Origin of the sequence: Streptococcus suis YS161 (genome assembly GCF_002760245.1) — a bacterium.
Lineage (GTDB): Bacteria > Bacillota > Bacilli > Lactobacillales > Streptococcaceae > Streptococcus > Streptococcus suis_I.
The window spans coordinates 56003-81524 of record NZ_ASCA01000033.1; the positions used below are offsets into that span (position 1 = coordinate 56003).

Below are 25522 nucleotides of genomic sequence, written 5' to 3' on the forward strand. Positions count from 1 at the left end.
TTTCTATTTGAATTTCTTACTTACCTTAGTATAGGTTTCACGCTGATTTTGGATTTCGCTGAGGAATTGGAGATAATTGTCAAAGCGACTTTGGGAAATGGCAGAGCTGGCAACAGCTTCCTTGACCGCACAATCCGGCTCATGGGTATGGGTACAGGTCCTAAATTTGCAGTCCTGGCTGGCTTCCGCAATTTCTGGGAAACAATCTGTCAGAGCCTCTGCCTCCTTGACTTCATAGTCTAGGGATGAAAAACCTGGCGTATCCGCAATTTTCCCACCGAAGACATTGTAGAAACTGACCGCACGAGTGGTATGGCGACCCCGCCCCAGACTATCTGAAATCGCCCCTGTTTCCAAGGCTAATTCTGGCGCAATGCGATTGAGAAGAGTCGACTTACCAACCCCTGTCTGCCCCATAAAGACCGTCACCTTATCCTGCAATAATGGTGTCAATTCCTCCAAACTATAGACAAATGGATAGCCAATTTTCTCATAGATAGTCTTGAAGGCATCCATCTCCGCCCAATCTTCCACCAAGTCCATCTTAGAGATATAGATAATGGGATCCATATCCTTCTGTTCAAGGAGAACTAGGAAACGATCCAGTAGATTGGCATTAAAATCAGGTTCCTTGGCCGACATGATAACCACTGCCTGATCGATATTGACGATAGGAGGTCGAACCAAACTATTCTTCCGCTCATGAATCTTTAATATATAGCCTTCTGAATTTTCCTCCGCAGAAAAGTCCACAAAATCACCCACGTAGGGTGTTTGGCCTTTCTTACGAAAATTTCCTCTGGCTCTGGTTTGATAAATCTGTCCATCTGCCTCGACATAGTAAAAACCTGCCAAGGCCTTGATAATTCTTCCTTGCAATGAAGACTCCTTTGTATGTGCTTGTTCCTATTATACCAAATTTCCTAGGAAAAAGGGAGCAAAGCCAAATCCTGCACAGCTAGTATTTTCTTGCCAATGGGAATATGTGCACTAGAAAAGCCCTCAAACGAGAGCTTTCTTGGTATACATAGATGGACTAGTCTCTTTTGCGTGATGTGGCAGCTAATCCCAGACCTGAAAGACCGGACAAGACGCCCTCTAAGACTAGGAGCATAGAGCTGCTATCACCTGTTTTTGGCAGGTTTTTGACAACAGGTTGTGATACTTCCTGTGGTTTAACAGCAGGAGTGCTTGGAGCGGACTTGTCTACCGTTTTCTTATCAGTTGCTGTCACTGCTTGAACCTTGCCAGCTGTCTGGTCAGTTAAGGAAGAGGCATCTGTTAGCTGTTCAACTGGTTTGTCTGTCGGAGTGTCAACTGGTTGTTCAGCTGGCTGGTCGGCTGGTTGTTCAACGGGTTGCTCAACTGGAACTTCAGCTGGTTTTTCAACGGGTTGTTCAACTGGCTGGTCAGCTGGTTGTTCAGTTGGAACTTCAGCTGGCTGTTCAGTTGGCTGTTCAACTGGTTGTTCAGTTGGTTGTTCAGCTGGCTGGTCGGCTGGTTGCTCTGTTGGTTGTTCAACTGGCTGGTCGGCTGGTTGTTCGGCTGGTTGTTCTGTAGGCCGTATTTGCATTGGTTTATAATAAAACTCAACCAATACAGACTCCTCTGTAAATCCTTCCGGTAAAGTTACAGAATCCACTCCTTTTACAGTCCAAGAGAAGTTTGCTGAATATGCACCTGCCGCATAAACCTCCCAACCGTCAAAAACTGGTGCGGTATACGTTTTAGAGCCACCTAGAGGGATAATATCTTGGTATTGACCTAAAACCCCACTAGGATGATACGATACAACATTAGCCGTGGCAGTTTTCTCCTGAGCGTAAACAACGCTAGGCGCATTCAGTAACTGCCCGCCCACAGGAGCAACCACACCACCCAAAACAAGGGTTGAAGTAAGGGCAAGGCCCCATTTAGCAAATTTTTTTGCTTGCATTCAATTTTCCTAAGGTCTTATCGACCTTTCCTTTCTTTTAAACCTCTTATAAACCCCTGCTACAATAGGGTTTGTACCTGTTTTAGTTAAGGGTCGTTAACTAAAACATAGAAAAATCAAAAAAATGCCAACTTGATAAGGCTTGAAAAGCCCGTCAAATCAGCATTTTGAATATTTTCTATTGACAACTTTGATTGTTTTACCAAACGACCGTTTGCTAAAACACATATATTCGCTTACAGTTTATCATTTTCTCCTGTTTCTGTCAAAGAATTATGTGCTTTTTGACGACGAAATGTGATATTATTTCGTTTTAAGACCTGATAGATGGTCGCTGTTGAAATATTCAACTGGTTGACCATGTCTCGGATAGTTGTTTCTTCTACCACATAGCTCTGAATCACTTGTTTTTCTTTTGATTTTGAAATACCCTTATTGCCCAATTTTACACCACGTTCTCTGGCCTTACGCAGACCGTCTTTGGTACGGTCAGAAATGGCTTGGAGTTCCCATTCTGCCACATAGCCCAGCATGAGGCAGAAGAACCTGCCTGTCAGCGAGTCAGTTTCGATTTGTTCGTGGATGGATTGCAGGCGGATCTGATGGCTGGTCAAGTCTGAGATGATAGCAGACAGATGGAGCATCTTTCTGGTTAGGCGGTCTAGCTTATAGACTACAAAACTGGTCTCTATCCCGCTTTCAGCACAGGCTTTGGCTAGCTTGATAGCTTTTTGAAGTTGTGGGCGGTCTTGATGACCTCCCGATTCCTTTTCCATGTAGAGTCTGTCACAGAAGTGTAGGGCTTCTTTTTGCACTTCTAGCCCCAGTTCTTGCCGATTGTCCCTCGAACTCACACGAGCGTAGCCAATGACAACAGATCCTTTTTCTTGGTATTGCTTGATGATTCTCTTCATATTTTCCTCCTTGTTCTACTATTGTAGCGGGGGTTGGTATAAAAGGTCTGATGAACATGTGATCATGGTTTGATAATCATTCCATTTTCCCCTAGCCAAGTCAAGAAAAAAATAGTATAATAAAAAACAAGCGGAGGTGGTGGAACGGCAGACACGCATGCTTCAGGCGCATGTGCCCATCGGGTGTGAGGGTTCAAATCCCTTCCTCCGCATGATAAACGAGAAACCCCAAGTCAGAGTTGATGACTTGGGGTCATTTTTATATCTTCTCACTCATACTCAATGAAAATCAAAATCAGACTAGCTCCAAAGGTTTGGGGAACCTTTGGAGGTTGGAGATAGAGCGAACGTAGTTCGTTTCTACTTACGCAGATAGAACCCTGTTCTATTTTGTTTCAAGTCAACAAGGTCTGATTTTGATTTTCGAAGAGTATTAATTACTCTCCCCAATCCGTACCACCCCATCATAACGAGAAAGAATCTCATCGGACACACGGTGGGAAATATGAATGAGCGTCTTATCAGCTAGTGAGGTAAGGCAGGCTTCAATTACTGTATAGGTTTCCTGATCCAAGGCAGACAGACTTTCATCCAGCAACAAGATATCCTTATCTTGTAGCAAGGCACGAATCAAGAGCAGGCGCTGCTTTTGTCCGCCAGACAGTCCGCTATCATCACTAATTTCCTCGCTCAAAGAGGCATAACTTGGGAAACGACTGTCAAGTTTCATGGTCTTAATGAGTGACATCAGCCTATCTTCTGAAACCTCCCGTCCCATGGTCAAGTTGTAAAGAACAGTATCATGGAAAAGAGCTCCCTCTTGTGGCAGATAGGCAATCTTGTCTTGAATGGTTTGGTAGGACAAGTCTGAAAGAGAGGTTTTATCAAAGTAAATATCCCCTTCTTGCAGTTGGCTATTCTTGGTCAAAATAAGAGCCAAGGAAGATTTGCCAGAACCACTTTCCCCAAGAATTAAATACTTCTTGCCACGTTCAAACGCTACTGTCAGGTCTGCAAAGACCTGCTTATCACCGATAGCATAACTAGCCTTGACCAGTTGCATGCTCTGGAAAGCTGAAGCTAGTTCCTGTCCCTTCGTTTCTTGACCCCAAGTAGATAGCTCAAACTCTTGTTTCAATTCCTTAACGGCATGCCTGTCCAAAAAAGCTGCCGCAATGCTATTAATGGGATCCACCAACTGCTCTGAAATGGTCAGAATAGCTGTCAAGCCACCGATGGTCAAAGCCCCAGAAAAGACTTGAAAACCACCGATAAAGATAATCGAAAGAGTGGTCAGATAAAAGACCAAACCGACTAAGAGCCGCATGGTTACTGTCGTTCGATTGGCCTGATTGACCTTGTCATTGACTGCTTGATAGCGATCATTCAGTCCATCTAAAACTTGCTGTCTTTGGCGGCTATTTTTCACTTGCAAATAACTCAGAAAGACATCTGAAACCCTTGTATTATAGACCTGCTGACTGTCCGAAATCGCCTCCTGATTGAGCCTCCTCCACTTTTTAAACAAATAGGGAATCACAACTGGCAAGAATGAGATCAGAATCAAGAAAATAGCGGTCAGACCATCCAAGCTAAGCAAGGCTAGACTGGCAATACCAAAGGTACAAGCCCCTTGAAAAATCGTAAAGAAGGCGTCGTAATAATCTTCTTTCACCGTCTCCAAATCATTATTGAGCTGGGAAATATAGGCCCCTGCCCCCTGCTCAACAAACCGCCTAAAAGGTAAATCAAACATTTTCCCAATAAAGGTCGCCTGCAATTGGAAACCTACTTGATTGAGATAGCTGACATTGGCAATTTGACGAATGTATTCAAAGACCAGCATGACAAGGACAGTTAGCCCCATCAGCACAAAATAGGACACAAAGGCCTGTCTATCTCTGGCTGCAATAGCATCAATAATATAGCGATATTGGTACAGAAAGCCAACATTGAGCAGGGCTACTGCAAAAATACAAGATAAGGTTAGCCAAAAATTCCTCTTTTTCATTTCTCCTCCACTGTTTGATAGATTTCTAAGCAAACATTTGGTCGCTTTCATCTATATTATAGAATAGGAATTGGAGCTGTTTCCATACGTCCCCTATATGCAACTATTTCTCATTCGCTATTTTTTCAAGTATCGTTTCATACCAATCTGCTATATTCTGGCTATCGACCGCTCGTAAAAGTCCGATACACTTTCTCATCTCCAAAATAGCATTGACACTTCCTGTTTTTCGATAATCATAAAAAGCCCTACCAAATTTAAACAAAATCCGTTCAAAAATTTCCGTTTCATCGAAAAACAGACCTTTGATGGTCTTTTCAAGAAAGATTGCGTCGGCAAGTTCCTTATGTTGAACGCTGACGAGATAGGCACTAAGTAAAATTTGAGAAACTGCCAATCGATGTAGTTTCATTTCACGATAAAACTGTGTACGGCCAATTAGTTCCCTGCAAAAAAGCATCATAGTCTGGTGTTCTAATTCATCCATGGTATTGGCAAATAGTAAGAGTTCGTAATAACTCCAGTTGTCCACTCGAAATAGGTAATCCGTTAAAAAGGCTGTATCTTCTTTCGAAACAACTACTGTCTTATCTAAGTCGCTCAGTTTATACGCGATTAAAATAGCATTCAACCGATGAAACTCCCTACGAGAATCTCTTTCTGCTTTTGCTAATTGTTCAGACAAGATTTTCTTTATGGTTACAACATCTCTGATATAGATGGATTGTTTTAGTTGTTCCAAAATTCTAGTCAGCTCATCTTTTTTGAAATCCTGACTAGCATACACGAACTCGTCCACATCCACATTCATTTCCGCCAGCACACCAAATAATTTACTAACAGTAATGTCGGATTCCCCATTTTCAAACCGAGAAAGTTGAGAAGTAGAAATATGTCCCTTGGCGACCTCCGCCAAACTCTTCCCCTTTCCCTCTCTTATCAATTTTAATGTCCTACCAAAACGATTCATTCTTTACCTCTACACTCACGATTAAAAAATCATTTGTAAACATAATTATTATACCACAACTCCCCATGTTTGTGTGTGTTTTCACATAAAGAAGAAACCAAGCCAGCTATCTGACTTGGTCTATTTTTATTCTGTCGTTTCAGTCGCTACTTTGAAAAAATCTTTGTATTTCAAAAGGTAGCCTTTTCCTGTGGATAGGTCATATTGGACCAGTTTGAGTTCTTCTGCGACTGTTGCATCCCGTTCAACCTGCCCTACACGGTCCTTGTGGAGCACTTCCGTCAAGAGAGCGTAGTAAGGACTGACCTTGTTATTGGTCGTCTCCAGCATCAGTGCATTCATGTCGCTAGAGTTAACTAGCTCATAATTGTATTTCGCTGTATCAAAATTACTCCACACGAAATAATCTGTCTTGTACTGCGCACTTGGGTCCGTCACGAAGGCAGACTCTGGATATAAACCCGGTAGGTGGTCACCGTAAAAAACAACTGTCACTTTCTTATCCAAGGTCTTAAGCTGGTCTAGAAAATCCCTTGTTGCCTGATCCGTAAAGGATAGGAGGCGAACATAGCTGGTCAAGTTTTCATTTTCCTCAGCCGTGAAGCCCTCACCCGAAGCTGTAATACTTGCAGGCTCAGCAGAGTTCCACTGCACATGGTTTTGCATGGTAATGGCAGAAACGAATGTATTCGTTCCTGAACGTACCTGCTCCAAAATCAAGTCATAGGTCTTCTTGTCACTGACAAAATTCCCCTGATAATCCTCAGCCGTCACAGTAAGAGGATACTTGGCACTATTGAGAGTGTAGAATTGCTCAATCCCCAGCTGCTTATAGATAGAATTTCGGTTGTAACTGGTATCGTAGTAAGGATGGATGGCGATACGATTATCTGCTGGATAGAGGTCGCTGATACTTGGCAACTTCTTCATATTTGGTGCTACATCCAAATAGACTGACGAAATAGAAGAATTATAATTGTAAAATGGCAAACCACTATAAACCTGAAACTCAATATTGGCAGTCCCACCACCAAAGTGGTCACTCTTCATCAAGCCACTGGTAGTCTGACTCATGATGTACTCAATATTTGGAAGGACATTTTGACTAAGGGTTACACCGGGAATCCGACGCGGGTCAGCCAAACTCTCACTAAGAATGTAGATTACCGTCTGGTCAGTCAATTGACCTGTCCGTTCTGCATTGATTTCCTCAGCCAAGGCGGTGTACTTCTTCACAATAGCCTTCATGGTCTTCTCAGAGTAATTTTCAGGCTTTTCCATACTGGTCTTGCTGAGCTGTTGCAACCAGAGGAAGGATAGGGTGCGATAGCGCGCCACAAAGGCATAACCCTTCCAGTCTACGTTACGCCAGTTATTGACCTGAGAAAGAATAGGAACCCAGCCAACAATCTTATGATCTTTCTCGTTGCGAATCGCCCAACCCATTCCCAAAATTAGGGAAACAATGACTGAAATTCCTGCCAGCCGTTTCCAGATGGATTTGACAATCTGTCCTTGGAAGTATTTCTTATGAATTCGCCTGTAAACAAAGAATAGGATGACCAAAAAGACGAGCGATATTAAAACAATTCGCAGACTGATAAAGCTGAGAATCATCCCCATGTTTCCAATCCATTTGAAATCGTTGGGGGTCATTGGCTCCGAACGGTAGCGGAATTTGAGAAAATTGGCCGCAATCAAGGTCACATTTAAAGCAGCAATAACAGCAACTGATAAGATTTGACGGTTGATAACCAAGCTAATGATGACATTGAGGAAAAATAGACAGGCAATCTGGAAGACAATGGCTCCTGGAAAGAGGTGGCGTGTGAAATAAGAGCCCGTTCCCCCAGCCATAGAAGCCTGATAACCAATATGCGATAGCGTAGCCAGTGCCAAGCTGATAAAGAGCATACTGTGGACATTGGTCCGATTGTCCTTAAACTCTACAAATGCCTTATGAAGATAGCGAAGAAAAATGTAGGTCCCTATAAAATGAATGGGTGCAAACAAGGGTGTCTGACTAAAAAATTCCACATAGGAGCCATTTTCAACCAAACTCTCATAATGGCTATCTTTCCAGTAAGAAATAGCCAACGGACTGAGTGAAAGTAAGCTGGTCAAGAGCAAATAGCTATCAGGCACCAGATGACTGGCCGACCACTTGCTTAATGTATCTCGGATGCGACCATTCTTCCGCCACAAAAATGCCAACAATACTGGAAGAAGCAACATCAATAGAAGTTCAAACTGAAAGAGATTATTACGGAAAATATTCCAGGGTTGATACTTCTTGGCATTGATTCGATAGACCAGATTGACAAGATATAGAAAAACTAGAAAATAGCCGACATACTTGGCAAAGGTTTTGGTCTTTACAAACTTCTCATATTTATTAAGCAAGACCAATACGTAAAAGGTAAAAATAAGATAGGCAAGCAAGGGCAGAGGAATAAACCAAAGCGGAAAAGATACACCGCTTAGCAAGAGGGCCCGTCCCATCGCCAGCAAAACAGTCATGACCATGACCAGAATGAATTGCTTGCTTGCCTTGGGATTGATTTGTTTCATAACATTTCTCTCTTAGGAAAGATTTGATTTTCGGTAGGCAAAGACATAGTAAGTCAGCCATAGTAGCCATCCAGTCAAACTGATAATGATAACTGGCCATAACCACCACTGTTGCTTGTAGGATAGGATAAGGGTATTCTGCCCTCTTTGGCTGGTAACCCTTGGCACACCAATAGTGGAAAGCTCCATTTCTTCTCTATCCAAGACTTGATCATTCAAAACGAGCTGACTATCTTGGTAGACAATGATTGGCACAGCAGTTTCTTCTGCTTCAGACGCCGTCCAAGTCACCACCAGCTGATTGCCATCAACTTCTTTGGTAAAGTCTTGATTTGGTAAAATCACTTGGTCACGATAGGTAAAATAGGTATTATCCGACTCTTCATTGGTCATATGTTCCGTTCTATCTGACAAGTCTGGTACATAGTCTGGCGTTGATTTCTGAGCAATGTGGATAAATTCGCCCAAGTCTTTAGAATGGAAAGAAGCCCGTAACTCTTCCGTTGTACCGTACAGAGTCGTATGAATGCGTTTTTGCAGGAAGGTATCGCTGTAGTAATGCCCATTGATTTCCTTAAAACTTTCATTCCAAAGGAAACCAACCGAAACAAGCAAGGAAGCAAGAGCCACACCTGAAAAGATTTTCTGCAGTTTTTCGGACAAGCCTGACACCTGGACCCCTACGACTGCCAGTAAAAGAGCATTAGCGTAGAGGAAAAAGCGGAAGGGAAATTGAATCAATTCGACAAGTGTAATTCCTTTCCCTGCAAATAACTGCCAAGGGAAGAGGTTGGTTGATAAGATCAAAAACACTGCGTAGGACAGAGCAAGACCACCCAGAACCAGCGATTGTTTCTTCCAATTTTTCACCAAGAAATAGAGATAGATTCCAAAGAAAATTGGCAATGGGTATGGATAGTATAAGAAAGCTGTTTTGAGCCAGGTTACGGTATTGAGGACAAACTTCTTGTTAACAAATGGTGGCACCAAAGTGTTGGTCGCGTTGATATAAATAAGTGGCAACCAGATGTTGATTGTCAGAAGCAAGAAAATGCCTACCGAAAGGGCTACTTGTCCAATAATCTTCATTTTTTGGTCTGATTTCCACCAACCAATAAGGAAGAGTACACCATAGGCAATGACCAAGAACAAGGTCGATAGCATATGAACCTGCAACATGAGCCCTACCGCTCCTGCCATGAGGAATATCGGTACTTTTTTAGTCTGTAAGAAACGAACCGCAGGAATCAAACAAAGCGGAAAGAGAGCCACTCCCCAGCTGGTAAATCCTTGGGTCGCCCACCAATACTGAATGGAGTAGGTGGTTACAAAGAAGAGGGACAAGAGGATAGAATGAGCATATTTGACCTTGACCTCACGCATGAGGAAATAGAGGGAGGTCGCACTCAGAGTTCCCAAGAGAAGATTGGATAAAATCTGATAGCGGAACCAGGTCCCACTTAAGAGTACCAAGGCTCCCTGTAGATAGGCAAAATAAGGTCCATAGAGAGCATTGACAATCCGTCCTGACTGCTGATAGCCATACAAACTGATAATATAGGAGAAATTGCCCTCCTTCATCTGCATAGCCGCATCATAGAAACGATTGTAGTGGAAAATCAAGTCCGCACCTGTCACCATGCCCTTGGTGAGCAAGTGGGGAACCAACAATAATAAAGAAAAGCCCACAAATAGGCCTAGGGCTACTAAATGGGGATGCTTTTTCAGCATAGTTTTCAACATATAGATACCTTCATAAAAAAAGAGGGAAACCCTCTCTTGTTTTTGTAAATATTCTGCCAATTTGCAGACAATATTTTTCAAAAGTTAGTCACATTTCAGTATAGCAAGCTTTCCACCCACTGTCAACGAACAAGGCAAATAGGAAAACAATTTTCCATTAAAATAAATATTGATTGCAGATTTCTCCGCAATCAATACTTGCTTATAAGCCAACTTCCTGGAGGCTGTCAGACAAACGCGCGAAGTCAGCCATAGAAAGTGCTTCTCCACGGACACTGGCTTCCAGCTCTGCCATGCCAAGTGCCTGCGTCAGCTTGTCCTTGACTTCTTCGGACTTGCCGAAATGGTTGGTCAGGTTGTTCCATAGGGTCTTGCGGCGGTGCACAAAGCTGGCCTTGGACACTCGAAAGAAGAAATCTTCGTCCTTGACGCTCACCAGAGGTTGCTCGCGGCGGACCATTTTGAGAATGGCGGAGTCCACGTTTGGTGCGGGCACAAAGACGGTGCGAGGCACGATGAAGGCCACCTTGGCAGTCATGTAGTACTGGACCGCAATAGACAGGCTACCGTAGGCCTTGGTGTTTGGCTCGGCAGAAATGCGGTCAGCCACCTCTCGCTGCATCATGACCACGAACTCGCTGAAGGGAATCTTGCTCTCAATCAGGTGCATGAGGATAGGGGTAGTGATGTAGTAAGGCAGGTTGGCCACGACCTTAATCGGCAGGTCAGGATTTTTGAAATTCTGAATCTGGGTCTGCAGGTCGGTCTTTAGGATGTCTTGGTTGACCACGGTCACATTGTCAAAGCGACCCAAGGTGTCCGCCAAAATCGGAATCAGGCGGTCATCAATCTCAAAAGCCATGACCTCAGCAGCATTTTCCGCCAAAAACTCGGTCAAGGCCCCGATGCCGGGTCCAATCTCGATGACATTGACATCTTGGTCAATCTCTGCCGTGTCCACAATCTTCTGCAAAATATTGGTATCGGTCAAAAAGTTCTGACCAAATGATTTCTTAAAGGTAAACCCGTGGCGTTCCAGGACGGCACGAGTAACGTTTTTGTCTGCGATTCTCATGTGTGTTCTTTCTATACTACATTTATAACCAAGTGCAATAATAAATCATTTTTGAATTAGGGTCCTCAGTTATAATGTTAAAACATTTTTGATTTAAAATTAAATCAATTACAACTTCTTTGTGTGGATGCCGATATCTGTTGTTTTTTCCGGCTGATACAAAGTAAGTTGCGTGATTCATTTTCTTTCTAAACCCCTCATTATAATTATATTTTGATCCGTGATGAGGGATTTGAACAAGGCTTATATTTCTAAAATACTTAGAATAAACAACTTCAATAGAATTCCATTTTTGTTTACAACTGACCCACTTATTTTTATTCTTACTGTATTTACCAGCTTCATAGTCACCTGTATAAAGACAACCATTGAGAGCTAAACTTCTTTCATTTATCGGATAAATCAAACATTTCCAATTGTACCTACAATAAGGTCTATAGCAACACCTAAAATAAGAACTATCTCTTGTTCCCGAATATAACGTCATTGAATTTACATTTAAACTTCCAGGAACTTTATAATAAGCTTTTTTTAGCGCAGATCTATCTGTATTTGTTCCTAGCTGCCATAAATCTATTAATTTTTGTAAGTCAACTTCTCCCTTTGAATCTAAAATACTCATGCTTAGATTCAATCTTTTTAGCTCTGCATCCAGGATTTGTTTTCTCATATCCTCGCGAAAATTATGCGGAAGATAAATCCATTCAAATGTTCCGTGATTACTACCAAGTATTACTTGAGATACTTCTATTGCTCTATTTTCACTATTTGCATCTTCAGAAATTGGATGTAATTGTACCTCTATGCCCCCCTCTAACTCTCGAATACTATTCCCATCACTATTTATAAATTGAGTTAAAAATTGAGATTGAGGATTTATGAGGTTTCTTAACCTATAAAATTGCTTTGCTCGATTGGTTATTAAAGGAAAGAATAGATTCTTAACGCGACAATAGTCTAATAAAAATTTCAAACCATTCACATGGTCATCATCTAGATGAGATATAAATACAGCGTGAATTGTCTCTCCTTTATTTAAGTTAGATTTTATTTGAGTCTCCACATAAGTTACATCAGTAGCTGAACCACAATCATATATAACTCTATATTCGTTTCCTCTCAATCTCAAAGTTTCTAAATAAAAAGCACCTTGACCAACTGGTAAAATTTCTCTCTTAACGAAATTCATTAGTAGCATCCTCCTATTTAGGTTCGTTTTATTAAATTATGTATGTAATCGTCGACATCTCTCCCCCTCACTTCAACAACTTCACATAGTCACTCTTAGTCACAAAGAGATGACCGACACGAACTTCGTTGTTCACCACACGATAAAGGGCATTCCGATCTTTACTTATAATGATCCTTTAGCGACAGGATGCACAACCGATCAGCCTCCACCATATAAATCAACCGATTTTCCGCATCAATCCTTCTTGACCAGGCACCTTGATAATCATACTTCAAAGGTTCTGGTTTGGCAATACCTTCAAAAGGATGTCGCTGCATATCCTTGATAATCTTATTGATTCTCTTCAGTGTTTTCTTATCCTGACCTTGCCAATAAAGATAGTCTTCCCAGGCATCCTCTGTAAAATGGATTCCCATGCTACTCTGCCTCTATCAGGTTTCGTTCTTGGGTTTGTCCCGCTTTGACTTGAGCCATACCACGCAAGACTTTCTGAGATAGGTAGGCGTTCCGGGCAACAGCAAGGGTTTCTTGTAAGCTATCCCACTCACTCTTTGAGAGTACAACAATATCTTCCTCTGGATTTTTATTAACCACAACCAAAGGCTCAAACTCATCATTGACCTTTTTCATATAGTCCTTTAAGTGGTTTCGAAAATGGGAATACATAATAGCTTCCATAAGCAATACCTCTCATCATTTCTAGCCTCACTATAGCACAGAAAAAAAGAGTTGTCAAACTTATTGTACAACTCTTTAGCGATTCTCCACCTTCCACTCGCCGTCTTCAAACCAGTAAAAATTCTCCGTCAGCTGTGGTTGTTCAAAGATTTCCAACATGGATTCAAAACCGTCTGCCAGCTGAACATCCCTCAGCTCCGCACAGTCAATCCAGAAAACCTCTCCCTCATCTGAAGATTGGAGAACTCCTGCAAACTGGCTAGTTTTGTAGCAAAATACTAGATAACGATAGTGGTCAGTAGGATCCGTCCAGTTTTGAATGCCACAGAGTTCGAGATTGAATACTGTCAAACCTGTTTCTTCTTTGACCTCACGAATGACAGAGGAAATAATTGACTCATTTGGCTCGACATGGCCCCCAGGGAAAGTCACACCAGGCCACTTTTCAGATTTCCTATCCTGGACCAACACCCGCTGACCGTCTGTAATCATGCACATATTGGTTAGGATGACTTGCTCTGTTCTACTCATACTCTCTCACTTCAACAACTTAAGATAATCACTCTTGGTCGCAAAAAGGTGACCAACTCGCACTTCTTTTTCAACCACACGATAGAGTGCAATGTAGTCTTTTCCAATAACGTAACCTCGGGTCAGATGTGGCGGGTCTATCTGCTTACCAAAACGGTTATCGGCGTTAAAGCCACGTTCAGGAAAAATTTGCAAACTCTCCAAAGCTTCGATAATCACCCCAATTCGTCTTTTGGCAATTTCTTCTGAGAACTGTTCCGAGAAATAGGCGTAAATAGCTGCCAATTCCTTCTCCACTGCTGGAGCAAGTATCACTGAATAAGACTCAAATTCCATACTTCTCTTTGACACGCTCTAGGCTGATCCCGTGACCTGCCTCAATCGCCTGTTGGTTTTCCTGGATTTCCTTTTGAAGTTGTAAAAACAACTCTTCTCTTTCCAACTCTTCTTCAGTCAGAATGGGCAACTCATTTTTTACAGCAATGTTTTGCAAAAAGAGATTGAAACCAGCAGTCAAATCCAACTGGTTCATAGCAAATATTTCCTTGGCTTTTTCCAAAAGTCTGGAGTCAGTTTTGAAATTTACTTGGGCATCTTTTTTTATAGTTATCAATCTAGTCCACCTCCTAGTTTTCTATATTGTAACATGAATATATCTCAGTAGCAATCTTCAAAAAAGCAGAAATAGTAACATTTCCGTTCTAGATTGTCTATCTCCCCAAATCATCAAAATAATAGAGATTCAAAAATTCTTCCTCAGTAACTAGACGTTCAAAATTGTAAAACCAGCGATAGACTTCCACGGCTGGGCCATCAAACTCTACCCTGTCGTCCATTTCTTGCACACCGGCAATATGAAACAAACGGCTCTGCTTCCAAATACCATCCGCATTGACATAGCCATCTTCAACTAAACCACGCAAATAGGCTGCTAGTTTGTTCTTATCAACCTGTTCATCCTCCCAAACAAGGACATCAGCCGGCAGCAAGTAGGTCACTTCTTCATAAGATGAATAATTTTCATAAGAAGGTTCAAACTCGTTTTTTACCAAGCACTTAACAGCGTAGACCCTATCCATGATAGCTCTCCATAGCCTCCTCAACTTCCGCCAGATCAATCCCAAACAGCTCCAAGCGTTTGAGCAGTTGCTTCCCGTTGCAGTAGCCGATGCGGAGCTTCTCTCCCAGATACTCCCTCCGCTTGCGACTGTCTCCGCCCATAAGGAGCCCTAAGCGCATTAGATCTGACTTGGTGATGTCAAAGTTATGTTCATCATCATAGTAGCCACGCACGCCTGCTAAAGCCTTTTCCAAGTCCTCAAAGCTGGCGTGTTCAATGCCCAAGGACCGCCCTTTTGTCTTGGACTTAGGGGCAGCTTCGTCCCGCTGTAAGAAAGCGTGTTTGACCGTGGGAATGGCCTGCATAATGATTTTCCGAATCCGCTCCCCATTGTAGTCTGGGTCAGTAAAGACAATGACGCCACGCAGGTCATGGAGTTTCCCAATGCGTTCCAAGTCATCGTCTGATATGGCAGAGCCCCTGGTTTCGTAGGTATCCACCTCGTAAAACCGTTTCAAGTTTGCCGTGTCGTCCTTGCCCTCGACAACGAGGACTTCTTGTATCTTAATTTTCTGAGTCAATTCTGAACAAACTCCTTGCATTCTCGTAGGTCGCTCTCGCCACCTCTTCGACCGACTGGTTGCGAAGTTGGGCCAACATATCCACCACATATCTGGTGTAGCCGGTGCGATTTTCCCGACCACGCTTGGGAACAGGCGCTAAGTAGGGTGCGTCCGTCTCGACCAAGATTTTTTCTAGGGGCAATGCTTGCGCCGCTTCCTGAAGTTCGACGGCTTTTTTGAAGGTCACCACTCCCGAGAAGGAGATGTGCATGCCCAGGTCCATGAAGGCTTGAGCCTCCTCCAGCTTGCCAGAGAAGGAATGCATGATGCCTCCACGCGGGCCGACGCCGACTTCCTTGATGATCTGGTAAGTATCTTCCAGAGCGTCACGAGTATGAACCACAAAGGGCAAATCCAGCTGCTTGGCCAGCTCCATCTGCCGCTTGAAGACACGAGCCTGGGTTTCCTTATCAGCCGTCATCCAGTAGTAATCCAGTCCAATCTCTCCCAGGGCAATGACCTTGGGATGTTTGAGTGCCTCAAGCAAGTAGCTTTCTACTTCCTCGTCATAGGTGCCAGCCTCTGTCGGATGCCAGCCCAATGTCAGATAAATTTCAGGGTGCTGGTCAGCAAGCTCCCTAGCCTTGTCAATGGTTGCTCGGTCAAAACCAACGACATTGTGGAGGGTGATCCCCATTTCCTTGGCAAAGTCTAATTCTTCTTGGACCCGACCGTCAAACTGCTCAACGTTGAGGTGGGTATGTGTATCAAAAATTTGTATCATCGTTCCATCACTTTCTTTCCTACTATTGTAACATATTTCAGAAGATTCTTATGAGAAGAAAAAAACCAGCAGACTCGAGTTTCTGCTGGCTTCTCTTTTCATCTTCTTATGCTACAGTAAGAACTTTACGTCCCTTACGGCGACGAGCAGCTAACACGCGACGGCCGTTTTTAGTTGCCATACGGCTACGGAAACCGTGTTTACGCGCGCGACGGATTTTACTTGGTTGAAAAGTACGTTTCACAATGAATACCTCCTCTTAGATTCTTGTATTCGTTTAGCCGGCTAGTTTTGATCAGTTACTAAACATACCAAACTATTTTATATAAATTCTGTTCGTTTGTCAAGCTATTCTGCCATACTTTTAGGAAAGAATCAGAAAATCATTGAAAAAAGAGGACTAGCCTCTTTTTAATCATGATTCCCTTCAATATCTACAACGACATAGCGGTTTGGTTCGCTACCTTCTGAATAGCTTGTCAAACCATCCATTTTTGAGATAATACGGTGGATAATTTTACGTTCGCTACTTGACATCGGATCTGTATGGTAGGCTTCCTGCTCTGCCAAAACACGTTCTGCCAATTTTTGTGCGTAGCCTTGAAGAACCTCTGCGCGGTGTTCTACATAATCATTCACATTGATTGTGATATAGAAATTACGCTCATAACGGTTGTATAAGAAGTTCTGAGCCAAAAGTTGCAAAGCCTTTAAGACTTTTCCGTGATAACCGATAACACGACCTGGTTCATTGGTATCCACTTGAATATTGATTGTACGGCGATTATGACTTGTATCAATACGCGCCTCAACATCCATATCATCCAGAATTTCTTGTACATAAGCTGTCACTTCCGAAACAACTTGTTCAATATCATACTGGGGCTCAATCTTAATATCTAAATCAGCAAAATTATCTGCTTGATTTTCTGAGACGACTTCTTGATTTACGTCTTCCTTAGCAGATGTTGTTGCATCTGTAGTAGTTAGCAAATCCTCTGAAAGAATTTCAATCCGACCTGTTTCTTCCAAAATCGTTGTCGCTTCTTTTTCATTTTTCAAGATCTGCGCTTTAATATCATCATCAAGCGTTTGACCAGACTTTTCAAATTCTTTCACCGCTGCAACAACTTTTCCTAGGTCAATCGTAGCCTCTGAAACGCTTTTTACTGGTTCATTGAGGTCATTAATTTCATCTGGAACACCGCGAACTGCTTTCTGATTAGCCTTAACAACCGTTGTTTCATTGATAACATCAATATCCACAATCGCTGGCTTTCTACCGAAACCAAGGAAACCTTTTTTCTCACGCGCAACCACAGTAATATGTGCTTTTTTTCGAGGAATATTTAGCTCTACCAAGCCATTTTGGATGGCCTCTTCAACACTTGCTCCTGTAAATTTCATCTTCTCTCTCCTAGTTTTCCTATTTCTTTTTCTGTGCTTTTTTCTGTGCCCGTCGGATTTTTGCCTGACGCTCTTTTTCCGCATCAATTTTCGCTTGACGCTCTGCTATTATTTTAAAAGGATTATTGAACACCAAGGTTTGAGCAACCTGATAGGCATTTGACACTGTCCAATACAAAGCCACCCCACTAGCAGCTGCCACAGCAAAGAAAAAAATCACCACGGGCATGGCATAGGTCATAATTGTCATAGCCATATTCTTCTCAATTGCTGATTTATTGGTCAACCATGAGCTGAGGAATGTAAACACTGCAGCCATAATCGGCAAAATAAAGAGCGGGTCCGGCTCCCCAAGATTTAACCAAAGGAAGTGACCTACTTTCAAGGCTTCAACACGTGTCAGAGCTTGAAAGAGGGCCAAAAGGATTGGCATTTGAATAAAGAGCGGAATCATGGACGCTCTCATGCTGACGCCATTCTCTTTGTAGAGAGCTTGCGTTGCTTCATAGAGCTGCTGGCGACTTTCCATATCCGTTCCTGGATACTCCGCTTGCAACTTTTTCAGCTGAGGTTGAAGCTCCTGCATCTTCCGTGAGGAATTCATCTGTATTTGGAACAACGGCAACAGAAGGGTTCGAATTAAAATGGTAAAAAGTATAATACCGATTCCAATTTGACCGTTGATAGATAGGAACTGAATAATGCTGGCAAACCAGTAAATTAATCTATCCCATGCATCTGTAGATTGACTGGTCACTGGCCCTGTTCCGCAGGCTGTTAAAACAATTAGAGATACTACCAGTAGACCTGCCCATTTAACTTTCTTTTTCAATCACAACACCTTCCTGGTATAGTTTAGCTAGTTTCAAAACATGGATGAGGTTTTGCTTCATTTCTTGATAGGACAATTCCTCTACACCTTTTCGAGCAATGATAACAAAGTCATCTGCTACCAGTTGATGTTGGCATTCAATTAAGATGTGACGAATCCTGCGCTTAATCTTATTTCGCATGACAGCGTTTCCCAATTTTTTGCTGACAGATAAACCTACTCGGAAATGCTTTTGCTCTTTAGGTAATCGGTAGACAACAAACCTCCGATTGGCGACATTGTTTCCTTTTGTAAAAATGTCATTAAAATCTCGTTCACGCTTGACACGATAGCTTTTTTTCAAACTGCCACTCCATCTTTCAAAATTACTTCTATTATACCATAAAATTCAAAAAAGCCAATAAACATACCGTTTAGAGGCCTTTCGAAGCGATTATTTGTGCTTTTGCTTGCTGAATTTGCTGGCGAATGGATTCAAATCCAGTTCCACCTAGCGAATTTCTGCGTAAAACGGCTGTTTCCGATTCTAAAGCTGTATAAATATCCGGTTCAATGACAGGCGACAGCTCTTGATAACGTTCCAAAGGAACATCTTGTAAATAATAGCCTGCCTTGCTGCATTCTAATACCAATTTACCTACAATCTCATGCGCCTGGCGGAAAGGTAGGCCCTTGCTGGCCAGATAATCTGCCAACTCTGTCGCATTTGAAAAGTCCTTCTCTGTCGATTGAGCCATCCTTTCCTTATGGACTGTCATAGATTGCAACATCCCTGCCAAAATATCGATAGATACTAAAATCGTTTCCGCACTATCAAACATGCCTTCCTTGTCTTCTTGCAAGTCCTTATTATAGGTTAAAGGCAGGGATTTCATGACTGTCAGTAGGCCAACTAAGTTCCCATAAACTCTACCAGTTTTCCCCCGAATCAGCTCAGCCATATCTGGATTTTTCTTCTGAGGCATGATGGAAGAACCTGTTGAAAAGGTATCAGACAAGGTGACAAATTGGTATTCATGTGAACACCAGTTGATGATTTCTTCACACAAACGCGACATGTGCATCATGAGGATACTGGCATTTGACAGAAATTCCAAGATAAAATCACGGTCAGACACCGCATCAAGAGAATTACTATAGGGCTTAGCAAATCCCATCAAATCCGACGTCATCTGACGGTCAATCGGAAAGGTTGTCCCTGCCAAAGCCGCCGCACCAAGTGGGGAGATGTCTGTGTGTTGAATATTGAAATCAAACCGTTCCTTATCACGCTGAAACATATTGAAATAGGCCAACAAATGCTGGGCAAAGCTAATAGGCTGGGCATGTTGCAAATGTGTATAGCCCGGCATGATGGTCTCCACATGTTGCTCCGCCACGTCCAGCAAGACCTCCTGCAAGTTAGTCAACTTGCTGATAACCTGGAACAAGGTATCTTTCAAATAAAGGTGCATATCCGTTGCTACTTGATCGTTACGAGAACGAGCTGTGTGGAGTTTGCCTGCAACTGAGCCTATTTTATCCGTCAATAGACTTTCGATATTCATGTGAATGTCTTCGTTACGAACATCAAACACTAACTTGCCAGCCTCATGCTCCTCTAGCAATTCTTCCAAACCAGTTTGAATAGCCTGAGCTTCTTCTTGATTGATAATCCCTGTGGCTCCGAGCATCTTGACATGGGCTAAAGAACCCTGAATATCATACTTGGCCAGTTTTTGATCAAATCGGATGGAAGCTCCGAATTCTTCAACCCATTCCTCAAGACTGGCTTCAAAGCGACCGCCCCATAATTTCTTTGCTTCCATACACTCCTACTTTCTAGTCTTTTTTATGAATTTCTGCGTTTACCTTAGTCGGCAAGCCCCAAAGCTTGATAAATCCGACTGCCGCGTCTTGATCAAAAGTATCTGCACTGGTATAAGTTGCTAAGTCTTCGTCATAAAGTGAATTTGGAGATTTCCGAGCGACAACTTTAGCTGTTCCCTTATACAATTTCACTTTTGCTGTGCCATTAACAACTGCCTGGGTCTGAGCAAGATAGGCCTTCAAGGCATCTGTTGCTGGATTGAACCACAAACCATTGTAAATCAAGTTAGAGAGTTCATTTGAAACAATCGGTTTGAAATGCGATACTTCCCGCACCAGGGTCAAATCTTCAATTTCCTTGTGGGCTGTCAGAAGGGTAATAGCACCTGGACACTCATAAATTTCACGTGACTTGATTCCGACCAAACGATTTTCCACGTGGTCAATCCGACCCACACCATGCTTACCAGCAATGACATTGAGTTTTTGAATGAGATTAGCCAGACTTAACTCTTCACCATTTACAGCAACAGGAATCCCTGCTTTAAACTCAATATCGACATACTCAGGAGTATCTGGTGCATTTTCTGGTGCAGTTGTAATACCAAAAGCATCTTCTGGCGCTTCATTCCATGGATTTTCTAAAACTCCGCACTCATTGGCACGACCCCAAAGGTTTTGGTCGACTGAGTAAGGACTGTCCAGGTCAGCTGGGACTGGTACACCATTTTCCTTGGCGAAGATAATTTCCTCTTCACGCGCCCACTTCCACTCACGGACAGGAGCCACGACTTTCAAGCTTGGATCCAGGGCTGCAATGGCCACCTCAAACCGCACCTGGTCATTTCCCTTGCCAGTACAACCGTGGGCGATAGTGGTTGCTCCTGTCTTATGAGCCATTTCCACCAACTTTTTAGAAATCAAGGGACGACTGAGAGCCGATACCAGCGGATATTTTTGCTCATAATAGGCATGGGCTTGTAAGGCAGGTAGGACATATTCTTGAGCGAATTCTTCTTTTACATCCAATACATGGGACTCAATCGCGCCAATGGACAGTGCTTTATCATGAATGAATGCAAGATCTTTCCCCTCACCTACATCCATACAAACCGCAATTACATCATAGTCTTTTTTCAACCATGCAATCGCAACTGAAGTGTCTAATCCACCTGAATAGGCTAAAATCAATTTTTCTTTCGTCATAAGCATTCTCTTTTCTAACTTTGATGAGTTTTTATAAAACTTAGTGACTATTATAGTGTATATTTATACTTTTTGCAACATAAATATACACATTTTTAAAAATTTTTTGTAAATTTTCAACCTTGATTTGAAAAGGAATAAAAGAAAAAACTGACCGAGGTCAGCTTTTAGCTCAATAATTCCCCAATCATTCCAATGCGCAAACATCCGCAAGATGCTTGTCTAACACTTCCAGATTTGCTATAATGAATAACCAATCTAAAAAAGGAGCAAAATATGGAAACTTGGAATGCCTACACAGCCAACGGCCAACTGACCGACCACCCCCTCACACGCGGAGAAACCATTCCCGACGGTCTCTACCACCTAGTCGTCGAGTGCATCATTCGCCACCGCGACGGCAGCACCCTCTTCATGCAACGCGACAGCACCAAGCCCTCCTACCCTGACTATTATGAAGCGACAGCAGGAGGCTCGGCTTTATTTGGGGAAATAGCAGAGCAGGCCATTTTACGCGAAGTCCGCGAAGAGACAGGCATTGAACTGACAGCGACCCAACTCCGCCACCATACACACTTTGTTGCCCATGATGACCAGTGTATCTTCCACTGCTACTGGGCAGAAACCGACTGGGACAAATTTGCTATCCAAGTCCAAGCCAACGAAACCAGCAACTACATCTGGGTCCCGCAAGAAAAACTAAAAGACTTCCTAGAAACAGAACTGGTTATTCCAAGGCAGAAAGACTATGTAGAGAGGTTACTGGCTTAACTTCTTACTAAAAAACCTCGCAACCGAGCGAGGTTTTCTTTTTTACCAGTTGTATTCATCAACATTATCTTTTGTTACAAGGTAAATCGGAGACACAGTTTCTTTTTCCACCTCTTTTCCTTGATAATGATCAATAGCTGCTTGGATTGCAATCTCACCCATTTTAGCAGGTTGTTGCGCAATAGTAGCTGTTAATTCTCCTTTTTCAATTGCATCATGTGCATCTGGTTGCCCATCAATCCCAACGATTAAGACATTTTGTAATCCAGCAGATTTTACAGCTTGGGCTGCACCAAGGGCCATTTCGTCGTTCTGAGCGAAAATAACTTGCACATCTTTATTGGCCTGGATCATGTTTTGCGCAGTATTCAGTGCTTGTGCACGGTCAAAGTTTGCGGATTGACTTGATAGGACATCGAGTTTTTCTGCCGCAATACTATTAAAACCTTCTCCACGATCAACGGTCGCTGAAGCTCCAGGTACACCTGATAATTCAAAAGCCTTAGCATTTTCTCCAAGTTGCTCTACAATGAAATTTGCAGCCATTTTTCCTGCTTCAATGTTATCTGAAGCAACAGTTGTCAACACTTCACCACCGTTACTTCCCCGGTCAATTAAAATAACTGGAATATTTGCCGTATTTGCAGCTTTGATTGCAGGAACAATTGCATCTGAATCAACTGGATTAATCAAGATTGCATCAACGTTCTGACTAATAAAGTTTTGCACATCATTTGCCTGTCTTGCTGCGTCATCTTGGGCATCAGCCACCTTCAAACTAACACCAGTTTCTTCGGCATAATTATCTAAACCATTTTTCATAGCTACAAAGTAAGGGTTATTAGTGGTCGAAATGGATACTCCAAGGTTCAATTCTGTAGCATCTTTTTTGGTTACTTCCCCTGATGATGTTTGACTACTTGTTCCTAAACCAGTAGTCCCACAAGCTCCTAGAATAATCAACAAAGAGGCTAGAAAGGCTAGAAAGCCTATTTTTTTAGTAGATTTCATGTGTAAACTCCTTTATTATTTTATGGTTTAGCTACTTTAAAACGATCAAGAAGAACTGCAATTAAAATAACAATCCCTTTGACAACTTGCTGCCAAAAAGCAGAAACGCCAATGATATTCAATCCATTATTGAGGACTCCGATAATCAGGGCACCAATCAAAGTTCCTAAAATACGACCTTTGCCTCCAGATAAGGATGTTCCACCAAGAACAACCGCTGCAATGGCATCCATTTCATAACTTGCCCCTGCTGTTGGCTGGGCTGAACTTAGACGGGAAGTGATGATCAAACCTGAAATGGCTGCCATCATGCCTGAAATCGTATAAATAATCATTTTAACCTTATTCAACTTGACACCTGAGATATACGCTGCTTTCTCGTTCCCTCCTAGAGCGTAAACGGATTTCCCAAAGGCTGTTTTATGAAGTAGAATATACAATAATACAAAAACCAAGAACATCAAGATGACCGGAAATGGTATCCCAACGATATAACCCTGTCCCAAAAATTGGAATAAAAAACTGTCACTCAAGCCCTGGGTCATTGGATTCCCATTGGTATAAACCAAGGTCGCTCCTCTAAAAATTGTCATCGTTGCCAGTGTGACGATAAAGGGGGCTAATTTCCCATAAGCTACTAATAAACCATTGAGCATTCCAAGACAACCTCCGAGCAGTATGGCTACTAAAATAGCTATAGGAACTGGAAATCCTGTTGCAATCAGTCCTGCCGATAAGGCACTAGATAGGGCCAAGACAGAACCTACTGACAAGTCAATCCCTCCCGTCAGGATGACAAAGGTCATCCCGAATGCAATGAAGCCATTCGCGGTTACTTGAAGCAAAAGGTTCAACAAATTATTTGTTGTTAAAAAATTAGGATTCATAATGGTAATAACAACCATTAACCCTATCAATGCTATCAAAGTTGTAAACTCTGACATGTATTTCATCGCTTGTTTCACTCTTATTTTCCTCCTGTCGCCAACTGCATGACCTTTTCCTGAGTCGCTTCATTGCGGCTCAATTCACCGCTAATCCGCCCTTCATGCATCACCATTATCCGATCACTCACGCCCAAAACTTCTGGTAAATCTGATGATACCATAATGATTGGAACTCCTCGTTCCGCCAGTTCATTCATTAATTGATAGATTTCACGTTTAGCACCAACATCCACACCACGAGTTGGTTCATCAAGAATTAATACTTTGGGAGCAATCCCTATCCATTTCGCCAAGACAACTTTCTGCTGATTTCCTCCTGAAAGGTTACCGACTGGCATAGTTGGGGTTCCGGATTTGATATGCAAACGCTGGATTAAGCTCTGCACAAAATCCGTACTGGTCTTTTCATCAAAGAAACCTTTTGGACTAAAGTCTTTTGTGCTCGGCAGGGTCATATTGTCTTTAATAGAAAAATCTAGAATCAGGCCTTCTTCCTTTCGATCTTCTGTCAGGAAGCCAATTCCTTTCTCAATGGCTTGTACCGGTTCTTGGATGTCAATCCTTTCTCCATTTAGCCTCATTTCTCCTTCTATAAGGGAATCAATACCAAAAATAGCTCTCATCACCTCTGTTCTTCCAGCTCCCATCAAGCCGGAAAATCCAAGAATTTCTCCGCTGCGAACCTGGAACGAGACATCTTGAAAGGCCTTTCCACTCAAACCAATCGCTTCAAAAACAACATCCCCAATAGCTGCTGTTTTCTCTGGATAATAATCATCGATTTCTCGGCCTACCATTTTTTTAACCAATTCGTCTGGAGTTGTTTCACTGGTCAGTTTTGTATCAACTACAATCCCATCGCGCATCACGGTCACAAGATCTGTAATTTGAAAAATTTCTTCCATTCGATGAGAGATATACACAATCCCGACACCCTCAGATTTAAGACTCCGGATGATACCGAATAAGCTTTCTGTCTCTCGATCCGTCAGGGCAGCCGTCGGTTCGTCCATTATCAAGAGAGACACATCGGACAAGAGACTTTTCGCTATCTCAATCATTTGTTGTTGGCCTACAGACAAGTCTCCAATTACCTTATGAAGTGGAATAGAGACACCGAGACGCTGAAAAGCTTGTTCTGCCTTTCTTCGCATGGCAGATTGATCCAGAAGACCAAATTTTGTTTTTATTTCTCGTCCTAAGAATAAATTTTCCAATACAGTCATGTCTGGCCATGTATTCATTTCTTGATGAATAAAGCTGATGCCGAACCGTTCTGCTTCTTGTGGATTAGAAAAAGCCATTTCCTTGCCATCGATTGAAATAGTGCCCGAAGTGGCCGGGAACAATCCAGTCAAAATATTCATCAAGGTCGACTTCCCTGCACCATTTTCTCCCATGAGTGCATGAACTTCTCCAGACCGGAGTGTCAAGTCAATGCTTTCCAAAACCTTGTTCGTTCCAAACGACTTGGAAATACCCGTCATGTCGATTTTCATTTCGACTCCTTT

The 25522-nt window shown here is 42.5% G+C and carries 27 protein-coding genes and 1 tRNA gene; 2 read left to right on the top strand and 26 right to left on the bottom strand.

Features of this window, described 5'->3' with window-relative positions:
- Positions 1–3: 3 nt before the first annotated feature.
- The 3 genes from rsgA to SST111_RS04710 form a co-directional block, all read right to left on the bottom strand.
- A complete protein-coding gene (gene rsgA, locus SST111_RS04700; protein ID WP_099810193.1) occupies positions 4–879 on the bottom strand; it encodes a ribosome small subunit-dependent GTPase A in 876 nt (291 codons plus the stop codon).
- A gap of 157 nt (positions 880–1036) precedes the next feature.
- A complete protein-coding gene (locus tag SST111_RS04705) occupies positions 1037–1936 on the bottom strand; it encodes an LPXTG cell wall anchor domain-containing protein (protein ID WP_099810194.1) in 900 nt (299 codons plus the stop codon).
- Positions 1937–2172: 236 nt separating this feature from the next.
- Positions 2173–2850, bottom strand: a complete 678-nt coding sequence (locus SST111_RS04710; RefSeq protein WP_099810195.1) for a recombinase family protein — start codon at positions 2848–2850, stop codon at positions 2173–2175.
- A gap of 130 nt (positions 2851–2980) precedes the next feature.
- On the opposite strand from SST111_RS04710, the gene SST111_RS04715 reads away from it, so the two are divergent.
- Positions 2981–3062: transfer RNA gene (locus SST111_RS04715), tRNA-Leu, on the top strand.
- A 221-nt stretch (positions 3063–3283) separates the two neighbouring features.
- Here SST111_RS04715 and SST111_RS04720 read toward each other — a convergent pair.
- From SST111_RS04720 to SST111_RS04820, 20 genes are all read right to left on the bottom strand, one after another.
- Positions 3284–4861 carry an ATP-binding cassette domain-containing protein gene (locus SST111_RS04720; RefSeq protein WP_099810196.1) on the bottom strand — a complete coding sequence of 526 codons (1578 nt, stop codon included), beginning with the start codon at positions 4859–4861 and terminating at the stop codon, positions 3284–3286.
- A 103-nt stretch (positions 4862–4964) separates the two neighbouring features.
- Positions 4965–5831, bottom strand: coding sequence for a helix-turn-helix domain-containing protein (locus SST111_RS04725; RefSeq protein ID WP_099810197.1), 867 nt, complete (start codon positions 5829–5831; stop codon positions 4965–4967).
- Positions 5832–5957: 126 nt separating this feature from the next.
- Positions 5958–8402, bottom strand: coding sequence for an LTA synthase family protein (locus SST111_RS04730; protein WP_099810198.1), 2445 nt, complete (start codon positions 8400–8402; stop codon positions 5958–5960).
- Between the two features lie 12 nt (positions 8403–8414).
- A complete protein-coding gene (locus SST111_RS04735) occupies positions 8415–10145 on the bottom strand; it encodes a hypothetical protein (protein ID WP_180274028.1) in 1731 nt (576 codons plus the stop codon).
- Between the two features lie 202 nt (positions 10146–10347).
- The gene (gene rsmA, locus SST111_RS04740; protein ID WP_099810200.1) at positions 10348–11220 is read right to left on the bottom strand and encodes a 16S rRNA (adenine(1518)-N(6)/adenine(1519)-N(6))-dimethyltransferase RsmA; all 873 of its coding nucleotides are present in this window, start codon (positions 11218–11220) and stop codon (positions 10348–10350) included.
- Between the two features lie 22 nt (positions 11221–11242).
- Positions 11243–12409, bottom strand: a complete 1167-nt coding sequence (locus SST111_RS04745) for an MBL fold metallo-hydrolase (protein ID WP_029186435.1) — start codon at positions 12407–12409, stop codon at positions 11243–11245.
- Between the two features lie 161 nt (positions 12410–12570).
- Positions 12571–12828, bottom strand: a complete 258-nt coding sequence (locus SST111_RS04755; protein WP_099810201.1) for a Txe/YoeB family addiction module toxin — start codon at positions 12826–12828, stop codon at positions 12571–12573.
- Position 12829: 1 nt separating this feature from the next.
- Complete coding sequence (locus SST111_RS04760; RefSeq protein WP_099810202.1) at positions 12830–13090, bottom strand: type II toxin-antitoxin system Phd/YefM family antitoxin; 261 nt, start codon at positions 13088–13090, stop codon at positions 12830–12832.
- 75 nt (positions 13091–13165) lie between these two features.
- Entirely contained in the window at positions 13166–13621 is a 456-nt protein-coding gene (locus tag SST111_RS04765; protein ID WP_099810203.1) for an 8-oxo-dGTP diphosphatase, read from the bottom strand.
- A gap of 6 nt (positions 13622–13627) precedes the next feature.
- Positions 13628–13957 carry a type II toxin-antitoxin system RelE/ParE family toxin gene (locus tag SST111_RS04770; protein ID WP_099810204.1) on the bottom strand — a complete coding sequence of 110 codons (330 nt, stop codon included), beginning with the start codon at positions 13955–13957 and terminating at the stop codon, positions 13628–13630.
- The gene (gene relB, locus SST111_RS04775) at positions 13947–14234 is read right to left on the bottom strand and encodes a type II toxin-antitoxin system RelB/ParD family antitoxin (RefSeq protein WP_099810205.1); all 288 of its coding nucleotides are present in this window, start codon (positions 14232–14234) and stop codon (positions 13947–13949) included. The genes SST111_RS04770 and relB overlap by 11 nt, the downstream gene beginning before the upstream one ends.
- A 97-nt stretch (positions 14235–14331) precedes the next feature.
- A complete protein-coding gene (locus SST111_RS04780; protein ID WP_099810206.1) occupies positions 14332–14700 on the bottom strand; it encodes a hypothetical protein in 369 nt (122 codons plus the stop codon).
- Positions 14693–15262, bottom strand: a complete 570-nt coding sequence (gene rnmV, locus SST111_RS04785) for a ribonuclease M5 (protein ID WP_099810228.1) — start codon at positions 15260–15262, stop codon at positions 14693–14695. The genes SST111_RS04780 and rnmV overlap by 8 nt, the downstream gene beginning before the upstream one ends.
- Positions 15246–16028: a TatD family hydrolase gene (locus SST111_RS04790; RefSeq protein WP_099810207.1), complete on the bottom strand. Its 783-nt coding sequence runs from the start codon at positions 16026–16028 to the stop codon at positions 15246–15248. The genes rnmV and SST111_RS04790 overlap by 17 nt, the downstream gene beginning before the upstream one ends.
- A gap of 106 nt (positions 16029–16134) precedes the next feature.
- Entirely contained in the window at positions 16135–16272 is a 138-nt protein-coding gene (rpmH, locus tag SST111_RS04795) for a 50S ribosomal protein L34 (protein ID WP_002939016.1), read from the bottom strand.
- A 167-nt stretch (positions 16273–16439) separates the two neighbouring features.
- On the bottom strand, positions 16440–17435 hold the full coding sequence (gene jag / locus SST111_RS04800) for an RNA-binding cell elongation regulator Jag/EloR (RefSeq protein WP_002940330.1): 996 nt from the start codon (positions 17433–17435) through the stop codon (positions 16440–16442).
- 19 nt (positions 17436–17454) lie between these two features.
- On the bottom strand, positions 17455–18267 hold the full coding sequence (locus tag SST111_RS04805) for a YidC/Oxa1 family membrane protein insertase (RefSeq protein WP_099810208.1): 813 nt from the start codon (positions 18265–18267) through the stop codon (positions 17455–17457).
- Entirely contained in the window at positions 18251–18610 is a 360-nt protein-coding gene (rnpA, locus tag SST111_RS04810) for a ribonuclease P protein component (RefSeq protein ID WP_004194560.1), read from the bottom strand. Before rnpA ends, SST111_RS04805 begins: the two co-directional genes overlap by 17 nt.
- A gap of 70 nt (positions 18611–18680) precedes the next feature.
- Positions 18681–20075 carry an argininosuccinate lyase gene (gene argH, locus SST111_RS04815; protein WP_099810209.1) on the bottom strand — a complete coding sequence of 465 codons (1395 nt, stop codon included), beginning with the start codon at positions 20073–20075 and terminating at the stop codon, positions 18681–18683.
- 13 nt (positions 20076–20088) lie between these two features.
- Positions 20089–21282: an argininosuccinate synthase gene (locus tag SST111_RS04820; protein ID WP_099810210.1), complete on the bottom strand. Its 1194-nt coding sequence runs from the start codon at positions 21280–21282 to the stop codon at positions 20089–20091.
- Positions 21283–21558: 276 nt separating this feature from the next.
- Here SST111_RS04820 and SST111_RS04825 point away from each other — a divergent pair, with 276 nt between their 5' ends.
- Positions 21559–22053 (top strand): NUDIX hydrolase, encoded by a 495-nt coding sequence (locus SST111_RS04825; RefSeq protein ID WP_099810211.1) that lies wholly within the window; start codon positions 21559–21561, stop codon positions 22051–22053.
- A gap of 42 nt (positions 22054–22095) precedes the next feature.
- On the opposite strand, the gene SST111_RS04830 is transcribed toward SST111_RS04825, so the two are convergent.
- Genes SST111_RS04830 through SST111_RS04840 form a run of 3 tightly spaced genes read right to left on the bottom strand, consistent with a single transcriptional unit; the run spans position 22096 to position 25510 of the window.
- Positions 22096–23064 (bottom strand): substrate-binding domain-containing protein, encoded by a 969-nt coding sequence (locus SST111_RS04830; protein WP_099810212.1) that lies wholly within the window; start codon positions 23062–23064, stop codon positions 22096–22098.
- Positions 23065–23084: 20 nt separating this feature from the next.
- On the bottom strand, positions 23085–24029 hold the full coding sequence (locus SST111_RS04835; RefSeq protein WP_099810213.1) for an ABC transporter permease subunit: 945 nt from the start codon (positions 24027–24029) through the stop codon (positions 23085–23087).
- A gap of 2 nt (positions 24030–24031) precedes the next feature.
- Positions 24032–25510, bottom strand: a complete 1479-nt coding sequence (locus SST111_RS04840; protein ID WP_099810214.1) for a sugar ABC transporter ATP-binding protein — start codon at positions 25508–25510, stop codon at positions 24032–24034.
- Positions 25511–25522 lie beyond the last annotated feature (12 nt).

Excerpts from the sequence above, each read along its gene's own strand:
- SST111_RS04705 (WP_099810194.1), bottom strand. The coding sequence starts at position 1,936 with ATGCAAGCAAAAAAATTTGCTAAATGGGGCCTTGCCCTTACTTCAACC.
- SST111_RS04710 (WP_099810195.1), bottom strand. The coding sequence starts at position 2,850 with ATGAAGAGAATCATCAAGCAATACCAAGAAAAAGGATCTGTTGTCATT.
- SST111_RS04720 (WP_099810196.1), bottom strand. The coding sequence starts at position 4,861 with ATGAAAAAGAGGAATTTTTGGCTAACCTTATCTTGTATTTTTGCAGTA.
- SST111_RS04725 (WP_099810197.1), bottom strand. The coding sequence starts at position 5,831 with ATGAATCGTTTTGGTAGGACATTAAAATTGATAAGAGAGGGAAAGGGG.
- SST111_RS04730 (WP_099810198.1), bottom strand. The coding sequence starts at position 8,402 with ATGAAACAAATCAATCCCAAGGCAAGCAAGCAATTCATTCTGGTCATG.
- SST111_RS04735 (WP_180274028.1), bottom strand. The coding sequence starts at position 10,145 with ATGTTGAAAACTATGCTGAAAAAGCATCCCCATTTAGTAGCCCTAGGC.
- rsmA (WP_099810200.1), bottom strand. The coding sequence starts at position 11,220 with ATGAGAATCGCAGACAAAAACGTTACTCGTGCCGTCCTGGAACGCCAC.
- SST111_RS04745 (WP_029186435.1), bottom strand. The coding sequence starts at position 12,409 with ATGAATTTCGTTAAGAGAGAAATTTTACCAGTTGGTCAAGGTGCTTTT.
- SST111_RS04755 (WP_099810201.1), bottom strand. The coding sequence starts at position 12,828 with ATGGGAATCCATTTTACAGAGGATGCCTGGGAAGACTATCTTTATTGG.
- SST111_RS04760 (WP_099810202.1), bottom strand. The coding sequence starts at position 13,090 with ATGGAAGCTATTATGTATTCCCATTTTCGAAACCACTTAAAGGACTAT.
- SST111_RS04765 (WP_099810203.1), bottom strand. The coding sequence starts at position 13,621 with ATGAGTAGAACAGAGCAAGTCATCCTAACCAATATGTGCATGATTACA.
- SST111_RS04770 (WP_099810204.1), bottom strand. The coding sequence starts at position 13,957 with ATGGAATTTGAGTCTTATTCAGTGATACTTGCTCCAGCAGTGGAGAAG.
- SST111_RS04780 (WP_099810206.1), bottom strand. The coding sequence starts at position 14,700 with ATGGATAGGGTCTACGCTGTTAAGTGCTTGGTAAAAAACGAGTTTGAA.
- SST111_RS04790 (WP_099810207.1), bottom strand. The coding sequence starts at position 16,028 with ATGATACAAATTTTTGATACACATACCCACCTCAACGTTGAGCAGTTT.
- jag (WP_002940330.1), bottom strand. The coding sequence starts at position 17,435 with ATGAAATTTACAGGAGCAAGTGTTGAAGAGGCCATCCAAAATGGCTTG.
- argH (WP_099810209.1), bottom strand. The coding sequence starts at position 20,075 with ATGGAAGCAAAGAAATTATGGGGCGGTCGCTTTGAAGCCAGTCTTGAG.
- SST111_RS04820 (WP_099810210.1), bottom strand. The coding sequence starts at position 21,282 with ATGACGAAAGAAAAATTGATTTTAGCCTATTCAGGTGGATTAGACACT.
- SST111_RS04825 (WP_099810211.1), top strand. The coding sequence starts at position 21,559 with ATGGAAACTTGGAATGCCTACACAGCCAACGGCCAACTGACCGACCAC.
- SST111_RS04830 (WP_099810212.1), bottom strand. The coding sequence starts at position 23,064 with ATGAAATCTACTAAAAAAATAGGCTTTCTAGCCTTTCTAGCCTCTTTG.
- SST111_RS04840 (WP_099810214.1), bottom strand. The coding sequence starts at position 25,510 with ATGAAAATCGACATGACGGGTATTTCCAAGTCGTTTGGAACGAACAAG.